The organism is Variovorax sp. J2L1-78, from assembly GCF_030317205.1.
GTDB classification, from domain to species: domain Bacteria; phylum Pseudomonadota; class Gammaproteobacteria; order Burkholderiales; family Burkholderiaceae_C; genus Variovorax; species Variovorax arabinosiphilus.
Genome location: NZ_JASZYB010000001.1, coordinates 2,024,659 through 2,046,088, shown reverse-complemented (window position 1 = coordinate 2,046,088; position 21,430 = coordinate 2,024,659). Strand labels below are relative to the sequence as shown.

General features: G+C 68.3%; 15 protein-coding genes and 1 tRNA gene. 6 read left to right on the top strand and 10 right to left on the bottom strand.

The genetic code is table 11. The annotated features are described in order from the left end of the window. Positions 1 to 47: 47 nt before the first annotated feature. From msrA to QTH86_RS09650, 4 genes are all read left to right on the top strand, one after another. Complete coding sequence (gene msrA / locus QTH86_RS09665) at positions 48 to 608, top strand: peptide-methionine (S)-S-oxide reductase MsrA (protein ID WP_286644892.1); 561 nt, start codon at positions 48 to 50, stop codon at positions 606 to 608. A gap of 6 nt (positions 609 to 614) precedes the next feature. Further along, positions 615 to 1,013, top strand: coding sequence for a hypothetical protein (locus QTH86_RS09660; RefSeq protein WP_286644893.1), 399 nt, complete (start codon positions 615 to 617; stop codon positions 1,011 to 1,013). Between the two features lie 78 nt (positions 1,014 to 1,091). After that, the gene (locus QTH86_RS09655; RefSeq protein ID WP_286644894.1) at positions 1,092 to 3,176 is read left to right on the top strand and encodes a TonB-dependent receptor; all 2,085 of its coding nucleotides are present in this window, start codon (positions 1,092 to 1,094) and stop codon (positions 3,174 to 3,176) included. Positions 3,177 to 3,221: 45 nt separating this feature from the next. After that, on the top strand, positions 3,222 to 4,169 hold the full coding sequence (locus QTH86_RS09650; protein WP_286644895.1) for an AEC family transporter: 948 nt from the start codon (positions 3,222 to 3,224) through the stop codon (positions 4,167 to 4,169). Between the two features lie 10 nt (positions 4,170 to 4,179). Here the strand turns inward: QTH86_RS09650 and QTH86_RS09645 are convergent, their stop codons facing one another. Together QTH86_RS09645 and QTH86_RS09640 are read right to left on the bottom strand one after the other, a co-directional pair. Then, the gene (locus tag QTH86_RS09645; protein WP_286644896.1) at positions 4,180 to 7,320 is read right to left on the bottom strand and encodes a bifunctional diguanylate cyclase/phosphodiesterase; all 3,141 of its coding nucleotides are present in this window, start codon (positions 7,318 to 7,320) and stop codon (positions 4,180 to 4,182) included. Positions 7,321 to 7,390: 70 nt separating this feature from the next. Beyond that, positions 7,391 to 8,710 (bottom strand): D-amino acid dehydrogenase, encoded by a 1,320-nt coding sequence (locus tag QTH86_RS09640; RefSeq protein WP_286644897.1) that lies wholly within the window; start codon positions 8,708 to 8,710, stop codon positions 7,391 to 7,393. A gap of 127 nt (positions 8,711 to 8,837) precedes the next feature. On the opposite strand from QTH86_RS09640, the gene QTH86_RS09635 reads away from it, so the two are divergent. Together QTH86_RS09635 and QTH86_RS09630 are read left to right on the top strand one after the other, a co-directional pair. Next, positions 8,838 to 9,305, top strand: coding sequence for a winged helix-turn-helix transcriptional regulator (locus tag QTH86_RS09635; protein ID WP_286644898.1), 468 nt, complete (start codon positions 8,838 to 8,840; stop codon positions 9,303 to 9,305). Positions 9,306 to 9,682: 377 nt separating this feature from the next. Next, positions 9,683 to 10,162, top strand: coding sequence for a GAF domain-containing protein (locus QTH86_RS09630; protein ID WP_286644899.1), 480 nt, complete (start codon positions 9,683 to 9,685; stop codon positions 10,160 to 10,162). Between the two features lie 51 nt (positions 10,163 to 10,213). Here QTH86_RS09630 and QTH86_RS09625 read toward each other — a convergent pair. The 8 genes from QTH86_RS09625 to QTH86_RS09590 form a co-directional block, all read right to left on the bottom strand. Continuing rightward, positions 10,214 to 10,289 (bottom strand) — tRNA-Thr (locus QTH86_RS09625). Positions 10,290 to 10,300: 11 nt separating this feature from the next. Continuing rightward, positions 10,301 to 11,311: a class 1 fructose-bisphosphatase gene (locus QTH86_RS09620; RefSeq protein WP_286644900.1), complete on the bottom strand. Its 1,011-nt coding sequence runs from the start codon at positions 11,309 to 11,311 to the stop codon at positions 10,301 to 10,303. Positions 11,312 to 11,324: 13 nt separating this feature from the next. Continuing rightward, on the bottom strand, positions 11,325 to 14,018 hold the full coding sequence (gene pepN, locus QTH86_RS09615; protein ID WP_286644901.1) for an aminopeptidase N: 2,694 nt from the start codon (positions 14,016 to 14,018) through the stop codon (positions 11,325 to 11,327). A 51-nt stretch (positions 14,019 to 14,069) separates the two neighbouring features. Then, positions 14,070 to 15,174 (bottom strand): peptide chain release factor 2 gene (gene prfB, locus QTH86_RS09610; RefSeq protein ID WP_286644902.1). Its coding sequence is split into 2 segments (ribosomal slippage): positions 14,070 to 15,092 and positions 15,094 to 15,174, totalling 1,104 coding nucleotides; the frame shifts between segments, so codons are not numbered across the junction. Positions 15,175 to 15,277: 103 nt separating this feature from the next. Next, positions 15,278 to 16,483 (bottom strand): hybrid sensor histidine kinase/response regulator, encoded by a 1,206-nt coding sequence (locus QTH86_RS09605; protein WP_286644903.1) that lies wholly within the window; start codon positions 16,481 to 16,483, stop codon positions 15,278 to 15,280. Beyond that, complete coding sequence (locus QTH86_RS09600; RefSeq protein WP_286644904.1) at positions 16,473 to 17,081, bottom strand: chemotaxis protein CheB; 609 nt, start codon at positions 17,079 to 17,081, stop codon at positions 16,473 to 16,475. The genes QTH86_RS09605 and QTH86_RS09600 overlap by 11 nt, the downstream gene beginning before the upstream one ends. Beyond that, positions 17,078 to 17,935 carry a CheR family methyltransferase gene (locus QTH86_RS09595; RefSeq protein WP_506555345.1) on the bottom strand — a complete coding sequence of 286 codons (858 nt, stop codon included), beginning with the start codon at positions 17,933 to 17,935 and terminating at the stop codon, positions 17,078 to 17,080. The genes QTH86_RS09600 and QTH86_RS09595 overlap by 4 nt, the downstream gene beginning before the upstream one ends. Next, complete coding sequence (locus tag QTH86_RS09590; RefSeq protein ID WP_286644905.1) at positions 17,932 to 21,414, bottom strand: response regulator; 3,483 nt, start codon at positions 21,412 to 21,414, stop codon at positions 17,932 to 17,934. Before QTH86_RS09590 ends, QTH86_RS09595 begins: the two co-directional genes overlap by 4 nt. Between the last annotated feature and the right edge of the window lie 16 nt (positions 21,415 to 21,430).

Sequence of the window (21,430 nt, the reverse complement as noted above, 5' to 3'; positions counted from 1 at the left end):
GTGCGTCAAGCCGCGACAATAGCGGGCTTCGCGTTTTGGAGCCGACCATGACAACCACCCCCAGCCCCGCACCCACCACCGACACCATCGTGCTCGGCGGCGGCTGCTTCTGGTGCACCGAGGCCGTGTTCGACCGGGTGCGCGGCATCGTCGACGTGGAGTCCGGCTATTCCAACGGCGAGACGCTCAACCCGAGCTACGAGCAGGTCTGCACCGGCCGCACCGGGCACAACGAAGTCGTCAAGCTGGTCTTCGACCCGGCGCAGATCACGCTGCGCGAGATCCTCGAAATCTTCTTCGTTGTGCACGACCCGACCACGCTGAACCGGCAGGGCAACGATGTCGGCACGCAGTACCGCAGCGGCATCTACTACCTGAACGACGATCAGAAGCAGGTGGCCGACGACGTGATCCGCGAGATCGCCGACAGCGGCACCTACCGCGCGCCAGTGGTGACCGAGGTGCTGCCGCTCGCGAACTACTCGATGGCCGAGGCCTACCACCAGGACTACTTCACGAATCACCCCAACCAGGGCTACTGCGCCTTCGTGGTGGGGCCCAAGGTCGAGAAGTTTCAGAAGACCTTCGCTGCGCGCGTGAAGGACTGAGCAGCCATGCAGTTCGCCCGGTCCACCGTGTTTCGCACGCCATTGCTGATCGCCCTGGCGGTCTCGCTGTGGCTCGCGTCCACGCTCGGGCTGATGCACGGGGTGCTGCACATCCACGTGCCGGGGGCGCCGGTTCCGGTACTCGCGCAGGCGCAGCCGGTGGCACTCGACGCTTCGATGGCACAGGCCCATGCGCGTCACGGCCTGCTCGCGCTCTTCGGCGTGCACGCCGACGCCGACTGCCGGCTGTACGACCAGCTCGCCGGTGGCGCGGCGGCGCTCTCCGTTCCCCTCGTGGTGCTGCCCATCGCCTTGCCGATGGCGCGGTTCCACTACTTCCTGGGCGAAGCACTCGCCCGCTGGGTCTCGCTCTTCGATGCGCGTGGCCCGCCGCTGACTCGCTGAATTCCTTTGGTCATTCGTCTGGCTGCGCCCTGTGAAGGGCTGCGGCCGGCCTTCCATTGTTTCAACGAGTCCGCATCCATGATTTCCAATTTCAGCCGGCACGCCGTCGGCGCTGCCGCCCTTTCGTTCATCGCCCTGAGCGCCCACGCTCAGACGTCCGATACCGCCGCACCGGCCCCGAGCCTCAAGGAGGTCACCGTCACCGGCAATCCGCTCGGCGCGTCCGAGCTGATCGCACCCACCGAGACGCTGCAGGGCGACACGCTGATGCTTCGCTCGCGCTCCACCCTGGGCGAGACGCTCGACGGCGTGCCGGGCGTGAGCAGCAGCTACTTCGGCCCCAATGCGAGCCGGCCGATCATCCGCGGCCAGGACGGCGACCGCATCCGCATCCTGCAGAACGGCGGCAGCGCGCCTGACGCCTCGGCGCTGAGCTACGACCACGCGGTGCCGGTCGATGCGTTGGTGACCGACCGCATCGAGGTGCTGCGCGGCCCGTCGGCGCTGCAGTACGGCGGCAGCGCCGTGGGCGGCGTGGTCAACGTGATCGACAACCGCATCCCGACCGAGCCGATCAACGGCTTCGGCGGACGCGCCGACCTCGGCTATACGACCGGCAGCCGGGAGAAGAGCGGGGGTGTGGTGCTCGAAGGCGGCAACGACCGCTACGCGCTGCACGTCGACGCCTTCGACCGCCGCTCCGACGACGTGCGCGTGCCGATCGACCTCGAGTGCGCCAAGCCGGGCTCGCCCGAACTGGCGCGCCGCATCTGCAATTCGCAGAACAGCGCGCACGGCGGCGCGGTCGGTGGCACGCTGTTCTTCGACCGTGGCTGGATCGGCGCGTCGGCCAGCACCTACCGCAGCGACTACGGCACCGTGGCGGAGGACGAGGTGACGATCAACATGAAGTCCGACCGCTACGCGCTGGAAGGCGAATGGCGGCCCGGCGGCTTCTTCAGCAGCATCCACACCAAGTTCGGCCACACCGACTACCGCCACACCGAGTTCGAGGGCAGCGAAGCCGGCACCACCTTCGCCACCATGAGCAACGACCTGCGCATCGAGGCGCGCCACCAGAAGATCGGCAACGTCGAAGGCATGATCGGCTTCAGCAGCGAGAGCAACCGCTTCTCGGCCGACGGCGAAGAGGCCTTCGCGCCGAACAGCCGCACGCGTGCCAACGCACTCTTCCTGCACGAGGAGCTCGCGACCTCATGGGGACGCCTGAGCTTCGGTGCGCGAACCGAGCAGATGAAGGTCGAATCGTTCGGCTACCCCGAGGACAGCGCGATCACCCGTTTCGCGACGGGCGAGCGCAGCTTCAACCCGCACAGCGCGGCCTTCGGCGCGCTGGTCAACCTCACGCCGCAGTGGCAGTTGACCTCGAACCTCGCGTACACCGAGCGCGCACCGAAGGACTACGAGCTGTTCGCCAACGGCCCACACGTCGCGACCGCGGCCTGGGAGGTGGGCGATACGACGCTCGAGAAGGAGCGCTCCATCGGCTTCGACCTCGGCGCGCAATGGAAGAACGGCCCGAACAACGCGCGGGTCAACGCCTACGTCACGCGCTTTCGCAACTACATCGGGCTGAACGCCACCGGTGTTCAGCGTGACGGTGAAGGCGAGGTCGTGACCGACCCGGCCGCCGAGGACACGCTGGCCGAGTACGCCTACGGCGGCGTGCGCGCGCGCTTCACCGGCCTCGAGGCCAGCGGCAACCTGCGCCTGCTGGGCAACGAGGGCTTCGCGGCAATGGACCGCAGCGGCACGCTCGCCCTGCAATGGCGCGGCGACCTGGTGCGCGCCACCAACACCGACACCGGCGAGCCGCTGCCGCGCATCTCGCCGGTGCGTGTCGGCGCCGCGCTGGCCTACGGCGACGGCCCGTGGACCGCGCGCTTCGGCTTCGACCGCTACGCGGCGCAACACCGCGTGCCGGCCGACGGCACGCGCGAGACCGCGGGCTACACGCTGTGGAACGCGGCGCTGGCCTATCGGATGAAGGTGACCGGCGCGACGCTGACCTGGTATGCCCGGCTGGACAACATCACCAACCAGCTGGCTTACAGCGCCACGTCGATCCTGACCACGACGGTGTACCCGGCGGCGCCTTTGCCGGGTCGCTCGCTCAAGGTCGGCCTGCGCGCAAGCTTCTAGCGCCAGACAGCGGCCCCGCCGCGGCGAGCCGCTATGCTCGCCGCGGTGAATTCGCCCGTCCTCTCCGCACTGCTTCCCGTCGTTCTTCTCATCGCCGCAGGCTACCTCGCCGGGCGCCGCCGCTGGGTCGGCGCCCACGCGGTGAAGGACCTGTCGAACCTGGTCTTCCTGCTGCTGGCGCCGGCGTTGCTGTTCCGCGCCATGAGCACGGTTCACGTGGAGACGCTGAGCCTGCGGCCGGTCGCGGCCTATTTCATCGGGGCCGGCGTCATCTTCGTGGGGATGCTGGCCTTTCTCGGCCTCACCCGAAGCGCGGCGGTGCTGGCCATCACCGCCACCTTCAGCAACACCGTGATCATCGGTGTGGCCCTGGTCGACCTGGCCTACGGGCCGGCCGGGCTGGTCGTGCTGCTGACCCTGGTGTCGCTGCATTCGCTGGTCCTGATCACGGCCGCCACGCTCATGATCGAACTCATCGTCGCGCGCGAGCATGCCGCGGCGAGTGGCGCCGCGCGGCGCCCGATCGTCTGGACCGTGGCCCGCGCCGTGCGCAATTCGGTGCTGCATCCGGTGCCGCTGCCGATCATCGTGGGCCTGCTGTTCGCGCAGACCGGGCTCGCCCTGCCCACGGCCGTCGACAAGCCCCTGATGCTGCTCGGCCAGGCCTTCAGCCCGGTGGCGCTGGTGCTGGTCGGTATCACGCTGGCGCTCACCCCTGTCGGCACGCATCTGCGCGGCGCGCTGGCGCTGGCCGTGGTGAAGAACGTCGTGCACCCGCTGCTGGTGGCCGGCTTCGGCTGGCTGCTGGGCGTGCGCGGCCTGCCGCTCACGGTGATGGTCGTGGCCGCGGCGATGCCGATCGGCGCCAACGCCTTCCTGTTCTCGCAGCGCTACCAGGTCGTCGAAGAGCAGGTCACCGCCGCCGTCGTGGTGTCGACCGTGCTCGCCCTGGTCACGCTCTCGGCCGCGATGGCGCTCGCCGCGAATTTCTAGGCCGGTCGGCTCAGGCCGCGGCGGCGGGCGCGACCTGCCGGATCCAGTCGGGAATGTCCTCGGGCGGCATCGGCCGTCCGAACAGGTAGCCCTGCAGTTCGTCGCAGTGCGCCGCCTGCAGCAGCGCTGCTTCCTCGACGCTTTCGACGCCCTCGGCCACCACGCGCAGGCCCAGGGTGTGGCCCAGGCCCACGATGGCACGCACGATCGCCAGGTCGGTCGGGTCGTCGAGCATGTCGTGCACGAAGGACCGGTCGATCTTCAGCTTGTCGATCGGGAAGCGGTTGAGGTAGTTCAGGCTCGAGTAGCCGGTGCCGAAGTCGTCGATCGACAGCTGCACGCCCAGCGATTTCAGCGCGCGCAGTTGCGTGAGCGATTGCTCGGCTGCATCCATCAGCGTCGATTCGGTGATCTCGATCTCGATCGAGGACGGCAGCACGCCGTGCGCGGCCATGGCGTCGCGCAGCACGCCGGTGAGCATCCCGTCGCGCAACTGCAGGGCCGACACGTTGATCGACACCGGCACGGTGCCCAGCCCCTGGTCGCGCCAGGCCGCCTGCTGGGCACAGGCCTGCGCGATGACCCACGCGCCGATGTCGACGATCTGCCCGCTTTCCTCGGCGATCGGGATGAACTCGGACGGCGACACGGGGCCGAGTTCGTCGCTGCGCCAGCGCAGCAGCGCCTCCACGCCGACCAGCGCCGCGCTGCGTGCCTGCACGCGCGGCTGGAAGCACAGGCTGAGTTCATCGCGCTCGATGGCTCGGCGCAGGTGCGACTCGAGCTGCAGGCGCTTCTGCGCGCGCTCGTCCATGTCCGGCGTGAAGAAGTGCACCATGCTGCGTCCGCCGGACTTGCTCTGGTACATCGCGACGTCGGCCTGCCGCATGAGCGAGTCGATGTCCTGCGCGTCGTCGGGATACATCGCGATGCCGGCGCTGCACGAGACGTGCAGTTCGGCGCCGTGCAGCTGGTACGGCCGGCGGATCGCCGGCACCAGGCGTTGCTCGACGATCTCGCGCACCTCGTCGGTGTCCGTCACGTCGGCCAGGACGATCACGAACTCATCGCCGCCCAGGCGGCTCACGGTGTCGCCGGGTCGCACGGCCTCGACCATGCGACGGGCGACCGCGCGCAGCAGCGCGTCGCCCACGTGGTGCCCGAGCGAGTCGTTGATGTTCTTGAAGCGGTCCAGGTCGATGAACACCACGCCCACGCGGCGGTGGTCCTTGCGGGCCTGCTGCATGGCGGTGCCCAGCCGTTCGATGCATAGCGAGCGGTTCGGCAGTTCGGTCAGCACGTCGTGCAGCGCCAGGAAGCGGATGCGTTCCTCGCTGCGCTTGCGCTCGGTGATGTCGATGGACGTGAAGATGTAGTGCGAGATGCGCTCGGGCCCGTCGCGCACGACACTGGCGACCAGCCAGGCCGGGTAGTTGCTGCCGTTGCGGCGACGCACCAGCGCTTCGCCCTGCCAGGCGCCGCGCTGGTCGAGCAGGGGCCAGAAGTCACCGTAGGCGGCGCCCTGGCCGACCAGCAGCCGTTCCGGCTTGTCGCCTTCGAGCTCGCGCGGGTCGTACCCGGTGAGCCGTGCCAGCGCGCGGTTCATCGTGATGATCCTGCGCTCGGCGTCGATGATCATGATGCCTTCGTTGGAGGCTTCGAACACCTTCGACCACAGCTCCAGGCGCTGCTCCATCACCTTGAGCTGGTTGATCGGCGTGAAGGCCGTCAGCAGCGCGTCCTGGCCCTGGTAGTTCAGGCGCCGCGCCGACAGCACCGCCCACGACGAGGTCCCGCCGCTGTGCCAGCACACCTCGAACTCGTCGACGTGACCGCGGTCGGCCAGCCCCTGGAAGAAGCGGCCGCGCACGCCGGGGTCGAGCCCGGCCGCCCACGGGTCGATCTGGCGGCCGCCCAGCCATTCCTGCGCGGGCGGATTGGCGCTGAGCACCTCGTGCCCGGGAATGGCCGTGACCATCAGCGGGATCGGGATGGCGGCGACCAGGTCGCGCTGCGCCTCGGCGGCACGCGCCGAAGCCGCAAGTTCCTGTTGTGCGCGGCGCTCGCGGTCGAGCTGGGCCAGCATGTCGTTGAAGCCGAGCACCAGGCGGCCGATCTCGTCGCCGCTCTCCCAGCGGGCGCGCAGGCTGTGGTCGCCGGTGCGGCGCACCGTGTCGACCACGAGCGAGAGGCCGCGCAGCGGCCGCGAGATCTGGCGGGCCACGTAGAACACCGCGCTCAGGATCAGCAGCAGCAGGAAGAGCGCCGTGCCCAGGTGCATCCACATGCGCTGGAAGAAGCCGCGCTCGCGCGCCTCGAGCAAGGTGTTGAGCTCGACGATGGCGCTGTCCCAGGCGCCGTCGAGGCTGGCGAACAGCGCCTGCTGGGCCGTCTCGAAAGGGGCGAGTCCGCCGCTGCCGTCGGCCATGGCGCTGCGGGTGGCCGTGCGGAACCGGTCGATGCTCGCCAGCAGCTGCGCACGGGACGCCTCGAGGTGTGGCTGCAGCGGGCCCGACGCCGCCGCGAAGGCCTCGCCATAGTCGCTGGCGATGGCGGCGGCGACGGCGTCGACCCGGCCTTCGAGGATGAAGTATTTGGTGCGCGATTCGGTGGCGTCCAGCTCGCCTGCACCGTGGGAGTGCAGGCGCGCGCCCATTTCCGAGGTCAGCTCGAGCAGCTCGGGGAAGCGCAGCAGGATCAGCGACATCGTGTAGTAGCTGTCGAGGTCCGGGTCGAGGATCAGGTTCGACTGGTTCCCCACGCGCGTGACCAGTGCGCGGCCTGTGTCGAGCGCGGCCCGGGTCGTGGCGCGGCCGGGCGATGCGGCGAGGGCCGCCACGGCCTGCCGGAAGCGCTCGTTCGCCTGGGCGCTCTGCATGCCGGCGCCGAGGGATTGCTCGATATCGGCGAGCGACTGCGGCGGTGCCAGCGTGGCGTTGCGCCAGCCAGCCACCGCCATCAACGTGGGGCGGATCTGCGCGATGTACGCGGCGCCGGCCTTCTCCTTGCGGCCGAAGTCGATGGCGATGAACTTCTCGTTGATGAGGATGCCGCTGATGAAAATGACGGCCGTCAGGTCCAGCAGGTAGATCAGGAGAAGCTTGCGGGCGACGCTCAGTCGGCCCAGCCGGCGGGAGAAGAATTGCAGCATAGGGTGTCGACCGTACCCTACGCAATCTGCATGCCGTGGACCGGCGGCAATCTCCCGCCGTGCGGCGCCCTCAACCGGCGTGCGACGCGCGACCTGTGGGCGCCACCTGCAGGCCGCGCGCCCTGTCGGCACCGCCGCGCGCGTAGCGCTCGAGCGACAGACCTTCGGTGTCGATCTCGGGGCGCTGCCCCAGCACCAGGTCGGCCAGCAGCTTGCCGGAGCCGCAGGCCATGGTCCAGCCCAGCGTGCCGTGGCCGGTGTTCAGGTACAGGTTCGGGAACTGGCGCGTCGCGCCGATGATGGGCGTGCCGTCGGGCGTCATCGGCCGCAGACCGGTCCAGAAGGTGGCGGCCTCGAGGTCGCCGCCGGGGAAGAGGTCGCGCGTGACCATCTCCAGCGTGGCACGGCGCTGCGGCTTGAGGCGAAGGTCGAAGCCCGAGAGCTCCGCCATGCCGCCGATGCGGATGCGGTCGTCGAAGCGCGTGATGGCGATCTTGTAGGTTTCGTCGAGCACGGTCGACACCGGCGCCAGCGATGCATCCACGATCGGTGCGGTGAGCGAATAGCCCTTCACCGGATAGACCGGCAGGTCCAGGCCGAGCGGCAGCAGCAGCTCGCGCGAATAGCTGCCGAGGGCGAGCACGTAGCGGTCGGCCGTGACGGTCTCGCCGTCGACCTCGATGCCGCGGATGCGCTGGCCGTCGTGCAGCACGCGCGTGGCGGTCGCGTCGAAGCGGAACTCGGCGCCGGCCGCCTGGGCCAGCGCGACCAGTGCGGTGGTGAAGCGCTGGCAGTCGCCGGTCTCGTCACCGGGCAGGCGCAGCCCGCCCACCAGGCGGTCGCGGGCCTGCGCGAGCGCGGGTTCGGCCTGGACGATGCCGTCGACATCGAGCAGTTCGTAGGCGACACCGCACTCTTCGAGCACGGCCGTGTCGCGCTTCACCGCGGCAAGCTGCTCGGCTTTGCGAAAGAGCTGCAGCGTGCCGCCGGTGCGGTGCTCGTAGGCGATGCCGGTGTCCGCGCGCAGCGTGCGCAGGCAGTCGCGGCTGTACTCCGCGATGCGCATCATCCGTTCCTTGTTCACCGTGTAGCGCCTGTCGTTGCAGTTGCGCAGCATGGCGGCGATCCAGCGCAGCTGGAAGAGGGTGCCGTCGGGCCGCACGGCCAGCGGCGCGTGCTTCTGGAACATCCACTTCAGCGCCTTCAGCGGAATGCCCGGTGCGGCCCAGGGCGTGGAATAGCCCGGCGACACCTGGCCGGCGTTGCCGAAGCTCGTCTCCAGCGCCGGGCCGGGTTGGCGGTCGAGCACCGTCACGTCGGCGCCTGCGCGGGCCAGGTAGTACGCGGTGGTGGCGCCGACGACGCCCGAGCCCAGGACAACGACTTTCACGGTGATTCCAGCAGAAGAACAGAAAGCACGACTCTAGGAGGTGGCTGGCCGCAGCTTTCACGGATGTAGGGGGCCTTTGACGTGAGAATCGTGGTTCTCACCCTGCTTTTCATGGCGCCACCGAAGAATGATCGACCTCGACCGAATCGACCGAAAAATCCTGGATTCGCTGCAGCGCAACGGCCGCATCTCCAATGCGGAGCTGGCCGAGCAGATCGGCCTGTCGGCCTCGGCCTGTTCGGAACGCGTGCGCCGCCTGGAGCGCGAGCGCGTCATCACCGGCTACCACGCCCGCGTGGCACCGGCGGCGGTCGGCCGCACGCTGCTGGTCTTCGTGGAGATCAAGCTCTCGGCCAAGTCCGACGACCTGTTCGAGCAGACCCGTCGCGAACTGATCCACATGCCCGAACTGATGGAATGCCACCTGGTGTCCGGCAGCTTCGACTACCTGCTCAAGTTCCGCATCAAGGGCATGGAGCAGTACCGCCAGTTGCTCGGCGGCATCCTCAAGCGGCTGCCGGTGTCGGCGCAGTCGAACAGCTACGTGGTCATGGAAGAACTCAAGGAGGACACGTACCTGGTGGTCGACCCCTGATCGCCGGCCAGGGCGCGTGTCAGGAGCGCCAGAAATGCCAGAGCGAGCGCGGTGGCGCCGGGCGCGTGCGCTCCAGCGTCCCCGCCGTCGTTGGCGCGCTGAAGCGCCGGCGCGCCTCTGCTTCGTACGCATGCGCCAAGCTGCGAGCCCGCACGCAGCCGCGCAGCGTCAGACCCCGCCAATGATGTGCACGGGCCAGCACCTCTGCATCCGACAACTCTCCCAATTTGGTCATGCGTGGATTCTGCAGCCGTCCCGGTCTGCATGAAGTGCCGAAAGGCACCGTTTCGCGAAGCCACGCACGGTCGGCCGACAGCGCGTGCGGTGAGATGTCCTGTGACGTAGGGGGCGTCCTGCGAAGCCGCTACAGTGCAGCCATGGATGGAACCTTCGAGGCCATGGCGCAGGCGTTGAAGACCGGCGGGCTCGACGCCGCGCTGGGGGTGCTGAATGCGCGCATCCGTCATCGCTACAGCGCGGTCTACCGCCTCGAGGGCACGGAACGCTTGATCAACCTCGCGATCGTCGACAAGCTCGGCGAGCCGTGCCCGGACCACCTGCTGGACGTGCCCTACGACGCGAGTTTTTGCCAGTTCGTCGTCCGGGACGGGCAGTTCAGGACCAGCAATTCCGCGCTGGACGCGCGTCTCCATGGCCACCCCTACCAGGGCATCGTGAATTCGTACCACTCGGTACCACTGGTGTCGACGGAAGGACGCATCCTGGGCACGGTCTGCCATTTCGACCTGGCCGCGTACCCGCTCGACGACGAGGATTTCGAACTGCTGCGGCTCGCGGCGCGCGTCTTCGCGACCTATGTGCCGCGGCCCATGGAGCGGGCGTCCGACCCGCCGTAAAGAAAAAAGCGCTGTTGCCATCCGAGGATGACAACAGCGCTTTTTCTGTATTGGTGCCGGAGAGATGAATCGAACACCCGACCTTCTCATTACGAATGAGCTGCTCTACCGACTGAGCTACACCGGCGAAGCCTGCGATTATAGCGGGTCGTGATAGCGCGTCACGCGCTCGACCTCATTTTTTGATCCGAGCATCACACTGACGCGTTCATGCAACTTGCCCGGCGCGATGTCGAGGATGCGTTCGCGGCCGTTGGTGGCCATGCCGCCGGCCTGTTCGACCAGCCAGCTCATCGGGTTGGCCTCGTACATCAGGCGCAGCTTGCCGGGCTTGCCCGGCTCGCGCTTGTCCCAGGGGTACAGGAAGATGCCGCCGCGCATCAGGATGCGGTGCACGTCGGTCACCATGCTGGCGATCCAGCGCATGTTGAAGTCCTTGCCGCGCGGGCCTTCGCTGCCGGCCAGGCATTCGTCGATGTAGCGCTTCACCGGCGCATCCCAGTGCCGCATGTTGCTCATGTTGATCGCGAATTCCTTGGTGTCGGCCGGGATCTGGATGTTCTCCTTGGTCAGCACGAAGGAACCCTGCTCGCGGTCGAGCGTGAACATCGCGACGCCGTCACCCACGGTCAGCACCAGCGTGGTCTGCGGGCCATAGATGCAGTAGCCGGCGGCCACCTGCTTGGCGCCGGCCTGCAGGAAGTCGGCTTCCTGCACGCCGGGGTGGTCTTCGGGCTTCTTCAGCACGCTGAAGATGGTGCCGATGCTCACGTTCACGTCGATGTTGCTCGAGCCGTCGAGCGGGTCGAACAGCAGCAGGTATTCGCCCTGGGGGTAGCGGTTGGGCACCACGTAGATGCTGTCCATTTCCTCGCTGGCCATGGCGGCGAGGTGGCCGCCCCATTCGTTGGCCTCGATCAGCACTTCGTTGGCGATGATGTCCAGCTTCTTCTGGACTTCGCCCTGCACGTTCTCGCTTTCGGCGGTGCCGAGCACGCCGCCCAGATCGCCCTTGTTGACGGCCTGGCTGATGCTCTTGCAGGCGCGCGCGACTACCTCGAGCAGCAGCCGCAACTGGCCGGGGATGTGGCCGTCGGCGCGTTGTTGCTCGACGAGGTAACGGGTGAGTGAGATCTTGTGTTGCGTCATGGGGGTTCCTCGGTCAGTCGGCCAGCGCGCGGTTCACCACTTCCTGGGTGTCCTTGCTGAGATCGGGTTTGGCGGCCACGCGCGCGATGGCCTCGCGTGCGGCGCTGCGGTAGGGTTCGGCCAGCTTGCTCCAGCGGTCGAGCGAGCGGGCCAGGCGGGCGGCCACCTGCGGGTTGATGGCGTCGAGCTCGCACACGCGCTCGGACCAGAACACGTAGCCGGCGGCATCCGGGCGGTGGAAGGCTCCGGGGTTCGCGCTGCAGTAGCTGAAGATCACGCTGCGCGCGCGGTTCGGGTTCTTGAGCGAGAAGTCCGGGTGCTTCATGAGCTGCTTGACCAGCGGCAGCACGTCGCCGCCGCGGTCCGGCGAGCCGGCCTGCAGCGAGAACCACTTGTCGATGACCAGCGCCTCGTCCTTGAAGATCGCGTGGAAGCGCGCCAGCGCCGGGGCGGCCAGCGAATGGCCCGAGGCCACCAGGGCCGACAGCGCGTTGAAGCGGTCGGTCATGTTGCCGGCGTCCTTGAAGCGCTGCAGCGTCTTGCCCGGCCACACCGTGTCGCCCGATGCGCGCGCAGCGAGGCACAGGAACGTGAGCGCCATGCCGGCCAGTGCCCGGCGACCGGACGAACGCGGATCGGGCGTGTAGGCGCCGGTGTCGTGGTTCTCGTCGTAGGCGGCTTCCCATTGTGCGAAGAGGGCGGTGGCCAGCTGCGCCCGCATGGCTTCGCGCACCGCGTGGATGCGTTGCGGATCGACCACCGGCAGTTGCTCGGCGATGTAGGTTTCCGAGGGCAGCGTGAGCACCAGCTCCTTGAAGGCGGCGTCGAGCGTCGGGTTGCGCAGCACGGCCGCCATGGCGTCGATGTAGGCGGTGTCGAGCACCGGAGCGTCGGGCGCGGCGCTGTCGTCGATGGCCTTCAGGGCGCTGCGCAGCGCGAGGCGCTGGCCGGCTTCCCAGCGGTTGAACGGGTCGGGGTCATTCGCCAGCAGCGTGAGCAGCTGGGCGTCGCTGTAATCGAAGTCGAGGATCACCGGCGCACTGAAACCACGCAGGATCGACGGCACCGGCTCGGCATCGACACCGACGAAGGTGAACTGCTGCGCCGATTCGGTCAGCACCAGCGTGCGTGTGCCGCGCACCACGTCGGCTGCGCCGTCCAGCTGCAGCGGCAGTTCGCGGCCGCTGGCGTCGAGCAGGCCCAGGTTCACCGGGATGACGAAGGGCAGCTTGAGCGGCTGGCCGGGCGTGGGGGCGCAGGTCTGTTCGAAGCGCAGCGTGTAGGTGCGCGCATCGGCGTCGTAGTGGCCATGGGCCGCCAGACGCGGCGTGCCGGCCTGGCTGTACCAGCGCTTGAACTGCGGCAGCAGGCGCGACAGGTCGGAGTCGAGGTTGGCATCGGCGATGGCCTGCGCGAAGTCGTCGCAGGTCACGGCCTGGCCGTCGTGGCGCTTGAAGTACAGCGTGATGCCCGCCTCGAAGCCCTTGCGGCCCACCAGCGTCTGCATCATGCGCACCACCTCCGCCCCCTTCTCGTAGATGGTGACGGTGTAGAAGTTGCTGATCTCGATGTAGCTGTCGGGCCGCACCGGGTGGGCCATGGGGCCCGCGTCCTCGGGGAACTGGGCGGTGCGCAGCACGCGCACGTCCTCGATGCGCTTGACCGCGCGGGCCGAGGCATCGGCGCACAGGTCCATGCTGAACTCCTGGTCGCGGAAGACGGTGAGGCCTTCCTTGAGCGAGAGCTGGAACCAGTCGCGGCAGGTCACGCGGTCGCCCGACCAGTTGTGGAAGTACTCGTGGCCGACCACGCTCTCGATGTTGCTGTAGTCGGCGTCGGTAGCGGTCGCCTGGTTGGCCAGAACGTACTTCGTGTTGAAGATGTTCAGGCCCTTGTTCTCCATCGCGCCCATGTTGAAGTCGCTGGTGGCGACGATCATGAAGCGGTCCAGGTCCAGCGGCAGGCCGAAGCGGGCCTCGTCCCACAACACCGAGTTGATCAGCGAGTTCATCGCATGCTCGGTCTTATCGAGGTCGCCGGCGCGCACGTACACCTGCAGCAGGTGGTCGCGGCCGGCGCGCGTGGTGATGCGCTGCTCGCGCGCCACCAGCTTGCCCGCGACCAGCGCGAACAGGTAGCTCGGCTTGCGGAAGGGGTCGACCCACTTGGCGAAGTGGCGGCCCTCGGGCAGGTCGCCGCTGTCGACCAGGTTGCCGTTCGACAGCAGCACCGGGTAGGCGGTCTTGTCGGCACGCAGCGTGACGGTGTAGCTCGCCATCACGTCCGGGCGGTCGAGGAAGTAGGTGATGCGGCGGAAGCCCTCGGCCTCGCACTGCGTGAAGAAGGTGTTCTCGCTCACGAACAGGCCCATGAGCTTGGTGTTCTTCACCGGGCAGCAGGTGGTGAAGATCTCCAGCTCGAAGCTCTCGGGCAGGTTGTCGATCACCAACTGGCCCGCCTCCATGCGGAACGAGGCGCCCTGGCCGTCGACCAGCACGCGCGCCAGGTTCAGCTCGTCGCCGTCCAGCCGCAGCGGGCCGCCGACGCTGTCCGGGTTGCGGCGCAGGCGCATGCGGTTGAGCACGCGGGTCTTGGCGGGGTCCAGGTCGAAGGTCAGGTCGACGGTGTCGATCCACCAGGCGGGCGCGACATAGTCTTCGCGGCGGATCGCCAGCGGCTGTCCTTGTCCATCACGCAGTTGCAGCATCGAGGGTCTCCAGAAAATTCGTTGGGGCGAGTTCGCCGTCGTCGTGCGCCATCAGACGCCTTGCTTCAAGGAGGCTTCGATGAACGCGTCGAGGTCGCCGTCGAGCACCTTCTGCGTGGCCGAGATTTCCACGTTGGTGCGCAGGTCCTTGATGCGGCTGTTGTCCAGCACGTAGCTGCGGATCTGGTGGCCCCAGCCCACGTCGGTCTTGCTGTCCTCGAGCTTCTGCTGCTCTTCCTGACGCTTGCGCATCTCGTGGTCGTACAGGCGCGAACGCAGGCGCTTCCACGCCACGTCGCGGTTGCTGTGCTGGCTGCGGCCGTCCTGGCACTGCACCACGATGCCGGTCGGGATGTGCGTCAGGCGCACGGCCGAGTCGGTCTTGTTGATGTGCTGGCCACCCGCGCCCGAAGCGCGGAAGGTGTCGGTGCGCACGTCCGACGGGTTGATGTCGATCTCGATCGAGTCGTCGATCTCCGGGTACACGAAGATCGAGGCGAAGCTGGTGTGGCGCCCGCCGGACGAGTCGAAGGGCGACTTGCGCACCAGGCGGTGCACGCCGGTCTCTGTGCGCAGCAGGCCGAAGGCGTAGTCGCCCTCGACCTTGATGGTCGCGCCCTTGATGCCGGCGGTGTCGCCGGGGGTTTCGTCCTCGATCTGCGTCTTGAAGCCCTTGCGCTCGGCGTACTTCAGGTACTGGCGCAGCAGCATGCTGGCCCAGTCGCAGGCCTCGGTGCCGCCGGCGCCGGCCTGGATGTCGACGAAGGCGTTGAGCGGGTCGGCCGGGTTGTTGAACATCCGGCGGAACTCGAGCTGCTTGATGTCGGCTTCGAGCAGGGCGGCGTCATCGGCGATGGCCTTGAGGCCGTCCATGTCGCCGTCGGCCTTCGACATCTCGAAGAGCTCGGTGTTGTCCGACAGGCCGCTGGTGAGGCGGTCGAGGGTGACGACCACGTCGTCGAGCGACTTCTTCTCGCGGCCCAGTTCCTGGGCCTTCTTCGGATCGTTCCAGACGTTCGGGTCTTCGAGCGACGCGTTGACCGTCCTCAGGCGTTCGGCTTTGGCATCGTAGTCAAAGATACCCCCGTAACTCGAGGGTGCGGGCGCTCAGGTCTGCCAGCAATGCGCCGATTTGGTTGATTTGTTCTGCGTCCATGGGGAGATCCTCGAAAAGTACGGTGGCCGGTGCGAACCGGGAAGCAACCCGTGATTTTCTCATGCCCGCCAAGCACCCATGGGCTCCGAGGACGGGAATGGGTTCAGGCGTCGTCCGGCGGGGCGTGCAGCGGCAGCGCGACGCGAAAGAGGGCGCCTTCGCCCGGCACGCTTTCCACGGTGATCTCGCCGCCGTGCGCGCGCACGATCTCGCGGGTGATGTAGAGCCCCAGCCCCAGGCCGGCGGCGTGCTTGCGGCTGTCGTCGGTGCGCTCGAACTGCTCGAAGATGCGGCCCTGGTCTTCCGGCGCGATGCCGATGCCCTGGTCGCGCACCGTCATCACCGCCTGGTCGCCCGAGCGCATCGCCTCCACGGCGACCGGGCTGCCGCGGCCGTAGCGCAGGGCGTTGGTGATCAGGTTGGTGAGCACCTGCTCGATGCGGAATTCGTCCCAGACGCCCTCGATGGGCTGCGACGCCTCGATGTCGAGGGTCGAGCCGGAGGCCTCGGCCTGGTTGACCAGGCTCTCGACCACGCGGCGCGCGAGCGCGGCCAGGTCGACCGGCTTCGGCCGGATCGACAGCGAGCCGCTGCGCAGGCGCGACACGTCGAGCATATCGTCGATCAGCCGCACCATGTTCTGGATCTGGCGCTGGTCGCGCTCGATCATGGCCGGCAGCTTCTCGGGCGAGAAGGGCGCCAGGTTGCCCTTGCCCAGGTGCAGCTTGCGCACCTGCGTCTCGAGGTAGAGCGTGTTGAGCGGCGTGCGCAGCTCGTGCGACACCATCGACATGAAGTCGTCGCGCATGCGCACCGCCCGCTCCAGGTCGGCCTGCGCCACCTGCAGCTTCTCGACCAGCGCGGCCTGCTCGCCGTGGGCGGCGGCCAGGGCCTCCATCTCGTGCTTGAGTGCCTTCCGATGGCGGTGCAGGTCGACGAAGACGTTGACCTTGCTGGCGACCACGTGCGGGTCCAGCGGCTTCTGAAGGAAGTCGACCGCGCCGCTTTCGTAGCCCTTGAAGGCGTAGTTCATCTCGCGGCCGGCGGCGCTCACGAAGATGATGGGGATGTGCCGGGTGCGCTCGGTGCCGCGCATCAGCTCGGCCAGCTCGAAGCCGTTCATGCCGGGCATCTGCACATCGAGGATGGCGAGCGCGAATTCGTGCTCCAGCATCAGCGCCAGCGCCAGCTCGGCGGAGGTCGCCTGGAACACCGGGCGCGCAGGCCCGCGGATGAGCGCCTGCAGGGCCAGCAGGTTCTCGGGAAGGTCGTCGACGATCAGCAGTTTGCTTTCGACGTCAATCGGCATGGAGCGCATTCAAATCCATCAGAAGGGTACGCAGCGCGCGCAGCGGGAGCACGCGGTCGGGGTGGTGAAGCGCCAGCGCCGCACGGGGCATGGTATCGACTGCGGCTTCATCGGGGTCCTGCACGGCCGTCAGGCCGCCGGCGTGGTGGATGTGGCGCATGCCCTGCGCACCGTCGGGGTTGGCGCCGGTGAGCAGCAGGCCTGCCACCAAAGGTCCGTAGGCGTCGGCGGCCGAGGTCATCAGCAGATCGATCGACGGGCGCGACCACATCACCGGTGGCTCGCAACTGAGCGAGAACTCGCGGCTGCGCTCGATCGACAGGTGGTAGCTCGGCGGCGCGAAGTAGAGCGTGCCGCCCGCCACCGGCGCCTTGTCCTCGGCCTCTCGCACCGGGATCGACAGGCGGTGGGCGAACACCTCCGGCAGCCGGCTCTCGCGCCGCTCGGGCATGTGGATCACGGCGACCAGCGGCAGGCGCCATGGGGACGGCAGGTCGGCCAGCAGCGTGGCAAGCGCATCGATGCCGCCCGCCGAGGTGCCGATGACGGCGGCCTCGACCCGATGCAGCGGGGTCAGCGGCGTCGGCGCGGTCGTCACGAGGCCTTGCGGTAGATGCGCTCGGCACGCGCCAGCGTGTCGAAGCGGGTGGAGAAGGACGAGAAGTCGATGCTTTCCTTGGCGCCCAGGCCGAGGAAGCCGCGGTGGCACAGCGACTCGTAGAACAGGCCGAGCGCGCGGTCCTGCAGCGCCCGGTTGAAATAGATCAGCACGTTGCGGCACGACACCAGCTGGGTTTCGGCGAACACGCTGTCGGTCGCCAGGCTGTGGTCCGCGAACACCGCGTTGGCGCACAGCGACGGGTCGAAGCGCGCGGCGTCGTAGGCGGCGGTGTAGTAGTCGGAGAAGGCTTGGCGTCCGCCGGCGCGCTGGTAGTTGGCGGTGTAGTTGCGCACCGCCTCCATCGGGAAGATGCCCTGGCGCGCCTTGTCGAGCGACGCCGGGTTGATGTCGGTCGCATAGATCTGGGTGCGTTCCAGCAGCCCTTCCTCGCGCAGCAGGATCGCCAGCGACCAGGCTTCCTCGCCGGTGCTGCAGCCCGCCACCCAGACCTTGACCGACGGGTAGGTCTGCAGCACGGGCACGACCTGCTGGCGCAGCGTGAGGAAGTAACCCGGGTCGCGGAACATCTCGCTCACCGGGATCGTCAGGAACTGCAGCAGCTGCGCGAAGACCGTGGGGTCGTGCAGCACCCGTTCCTGCAGCGCCGAGACGTTCGGCAGCCGCAACTGCTCCAGCGCGTAGCGCACACGGCGCTTCTGCGACGCGCCGGTGTAGTTGCGAAAGTCGTAGCTGTACTTCAGGAAGATCGCTTCCATCAGCAGCTTCAGCTCGATATCGATGTCGCTCGGCGGCTCGATCGGGCGCAGCGGATCGGGTTCATGGGAGGTCACAGCCGCTCCATCTTGGGCATCCAGACGCGCAGCAGCGAGAACAGGCGGTCCAGGTCGACCGGCTTGGCCAGGTAGTCGCTGGCGCCGGCCGCCAGGCACTGTTCCTGGTCGTCCCGCGTGGCCTTGGCCGTGACCGTGATGACGGGCAGCTTCTCGAAGCGCGGGTCTTGGCGCAGGCGGCGCGTGGCCTCCAGGCCGTCCATCTCCGGCATCATCACGTCCATCAGCACGAGGTCGATGTCGGCCACGCGGTCGAGCTTCTCGAGCGCCTCGCGGCCGTTGCGGCCGATCTCGACGATGGCGCCGCGCTGCTCCAGCGCGCTGGTGAGCGCGAAGATGTTGCGCACGTCGTCGTCCACCAGCAGGATGCGGCGGCCTTCGAAGACCCGATCGCGCCCGCGCGCGGCCTTGAGCATGTTGCGGCGTTCGGTCGACAGGTCGGCCTCGACCTTGTGGAGGAACAGCGTCACTTCGTCGAGCAGGCGTTCGGGCGAGCGCGCGCCCTTGATGATGATCGAGCGTGAATAGCGCAGCAGCTCGGCCTCCTCGTCGCGCGTCAGGTTGCGGCCGGTGTAGACGATGACCGGCGGGAACGAGCAGATCTCTTCGGTCGCCATCTTCTTGAGCAGCTCGCTGCCCTGCATGTCGGGCAGGCGCAGGTCGGTCACCATGCAGTCGAAGACGCGGGTGCGCAGCAGTTCGAGCGCCTCCTCGCCGGAGCCCACCGCGGTGATCGCCACGTCGTCGTCGCCGATGAGTTGGACGACCGCGTCGCGTTGCACGGCGTCGTCTTCCACCAGCAGCACGGTCTTGACCTTCTGCGTGAGCTTGTCCTCCAGCTTCTGGAACACCTGCTTGAGCTGTTCGCGCGAGGCAGGCTTGAGCGCATAGCCGATCGCGCCCATGTGCATGGCGGTTTCGGTGTGGTCCATGGCCGAGACGATGTGCACGGGGATGTGGCGCGTCTGCGGCTGGTCCTTGAGCTTCTGCAGCACGTTCAGGCCGGGCGCGTCCGGCAGGCGCATGTCGAGCAGGATCGCGTCGGGCAGCAGTTGCGTGGCCAGATCGAAGCCGTCACCGGCGCCGTGGGCCACGATGCACTGGTAACCCAGCTCATGGGCCAGGTCGTACAGGATGTGGGCGAACTGCGGCTCGTCCTCGATCACCAGCACCCGCCGCGAGGCGTTGCGCGGCTGCGCGCGGTCGTCGGCGAACTGCGGGATCACCGGCGCCGGGATGGTCGGCGAGGCGGCCGGCATCGCCACCGCGGGCGTCGTGTAGAGGCGGGCTGGTGTGGCGGCCATCACGGGCGCATCCATGCGCGCTTGCGGCGGGGCCTCGGCCGGCAGCGTGAGCGTGAAGGTGCTGCCCTGGCCCGGCGTGCTGTCGACCGTGAGCGTGCCGCCGAGCAGCTTGGTGAGGTCGCGCGAGATCGACAGGCCCAGGCCCGTGCCGCCGTAGCGCCGGCTGGTGGTGCCGTCGGCCTGGCGGAAGGCCTCGAAGATCACTTCCTGCTGGTCGGGCGAGATGCCGATGCCCGAGTCGCGCACCGCGAAGCGGGCACCGCCGCCCGGACCGCCCGAGATGCTGAGGTCGACCTGGCCGCGGTCCGTGAACTTGAGCGCGTTCGACAGCAGGTTCTTGAGCACCTGCTCCAGGCGCTGGCGGTCGGTCACCAGCAGGGCCGGGGCATCGGGCTCGACGCTCACCCGGAAGTCGAGCTGCTTCTGGCCGGCCAGCGGCGTGAAGGTCATCGACAGGCTGTCGGCCAGGCGGGCGAGCGGCACCTCTTCGGCCACCAGCTCGAGCTTGCCGGCCTCGACCTTGGCGATGTCCAGGATGTCATTGATGAGCACCAGCAGGTCGTTGCCGGACGAATAGATCGACTCGGCGAACTTCACCTGTTCGGCGGAGAGGTTGCCCTGGGGGTTGTCGCCCAGCAGCTTGGCCAGGATCAGCGCGCTGTTGAGCGGCGTGCGCAGCTCGTGCGACATGTTCGCGAGGAACTCCGACTTGTAGCGACTGGCGCGCTGCAGCTCCTGCGCCCGGTCTTCCAGGTCGGCCTGCACGCGGCGCAGTGCCGCGTTGCGCAGGTCGAGCGCCTCGGTGCGTTCCGACAGCTGGCTGTTGGTCTGCTCCAGCTCGGCCTGCTGGTTCTCCAGCGTGGCCTGCGACGCCCGCAGCGCACGCGATTGTTCTTCCAGCTCTTCGTTGGCGGTGCGAAGCTCTTCCTGCTGTACCTGCAGCTCCTCGTTGAGCTGCTGTGTCTCGGCCAGCGCGTCCTGCAGCTGCTCGCGGTAGCGCACGGCCGCCACCGAGCTGCCGATGTTGCCGGCCAGCAGGTCGAACAGTTCCTTGGCGCGTTCGTCCGGCGCTTGCAGCAGGCCCAGTTCGATCACGCCGTTCACCCGGCCGTCGTGCATCACCGGCAGCAGCACGGCCGCGCGCGGCGCCATGTCGCCCAGGCCGGTGTTCACGCGCAGGTAATCGGCCGTGACCGGTTCGATCAGCATCACCCGCTTCTCGGTCGCGGCCTGGGCGACGAGACCCTGCGTCGGCGCGAGCACCTGGGGCGTGGCCTCGGCCTCGGCCGAGAAGCCGTAGCTGGCCACGCGGCGCAACTGGCCCGAGCGTTCGCGCACATACATGGCGCCCACGCTGCTGCCGACGTGGCTGGCGAAGAAATCGAGCACCTTGCGGCCCATCTCCTGCGCGCTGAGTTCGCCGACGAGTTCGCCGGTCAGCTCGGTCTGGGCACCGCGCAGCCAGGCCTGCCGCTGCAGGGTTTCGCCGTGGCTGGCCTGGCGTTGGAGGACGGCGTCGTAGCCGGTGGACAGGGCGACCAGCTGGCGACGCCCGAAAAAGGCGAGCAGGCCGGCCAGCGAGAGCGTGAAGAAGAGGAACAGGCCGACGACCGCCAGGGCGGTGTTGTTGGCCTCGTTGTTGCGCTGGAAGCGCAGCGTCTGCTCCACATTGATGAAGTTGCCGTAGCCGGTGCGCATGTCGTCCGACAGGCGCTTGCCGCGCCCCGCCTTGATGGCCTGCATGTAGTCGCCACTGGCACGGCGCAGCGCGATCATCTCGGCCGCGAACTGGTTCCAGCTGGTCTGCAGCGTGGTGATGCGGTCGATCCGGTCGACCTGCGTCTGGTTGTCGGCCACCATCGTGCGCAGGCCGGCGAGGCCCGCCATGAGGCGCGGCTGCGCGCTTTCGTACGGCTGCAGAAAGGCCTCGTCGCCGGTGATCAGGAAGCCGCGCATGCCGGTTTCGAGGTCGACGCTCAGGCGTTGCAGTTCGCTGGCCTCCCGGGTGACGCGGTCGGTGTGCTCGACCCAGGAGATGACCGACAGCAGGTAGAAGATCAGGCCGACGAAGACCACCGCGCCGATGAGTCCCCCGATCAACGGCAACTTGACGTTGCGGCTCAGCACGCGCTGGAACTCTTTGGGATCGATGGCGTTGACGGCGGTGTGAGGCATGGCTGCGCGCAGAGTG

Coding starts and splice junctions, on each gene's coding strand:
- QTH86_RS09635 (WP_286644898.1), top strand. CDS start 8,838: ATGATCGACCTCGACCGAATCGACCGAAAAATCCTGGATTCGCTGCAG.
- pepN (WP_286644901.1), bottom strand. CDS start 14,018: ATGCTGCAACTGCGTGATGGACAAGGACAGCCGCTGGCGATCCGCCGC.
- QTH86_RS09605 (WP_286644903.1), bottom strand. CDS start 16,483: ATGCCGATTGACGTCGAAAGCAAACTGCTGATCGTCGACGACCTTCCC.
- msrA (WP_286644892.1), top strand. CDS start 48: ATGACAACCACCCCCAGCCCCGCACCCACCACCGACACCATCGTGCTC.
- QTH86_RS09660 (WP_286644893.1), top strand. CDS start 615: ATGCAGTTCGCCCGGTCCACCGTGTTTCGCACGCCATTGCTGATCGCC.
- QTH86_RS09630 (WP_286644899.1), top strand. CDS start 9,683: ATGGATGGAACCTTCGAGGCCATGGCGCAGGCGTTGAAGACCGGCGGG.
- QTH86_RS09655 (WP_286644894.1), top strand. CDS start 1,092: ATGATTTCCAATTTCAGCCGGCACGCCGTCGGCGCTGCCGCCCTTTCG.
- QTH86_RS09620 (WP_286644900.1), bottom strand. CDS start 11,311: ATGACGCAACACAAGATCTCACTCACCCGTTACCTCGTCGAGCAACAA.
- QTH86_RS09645 (WP_286644896.1), bottom strand. CDS start 7,320: ATGCTGCAATTCTTCTCCCGCCGGCTGGGCCGACTGAGCGTCGCCCGC.
- QTH86_RS09590 (WP_286644905.1), bottom strand. CDS start 21,414: ATGCCTCACACCGCCGTCAACGCCATCGATCCCAAAGAGTTCCAGCGC.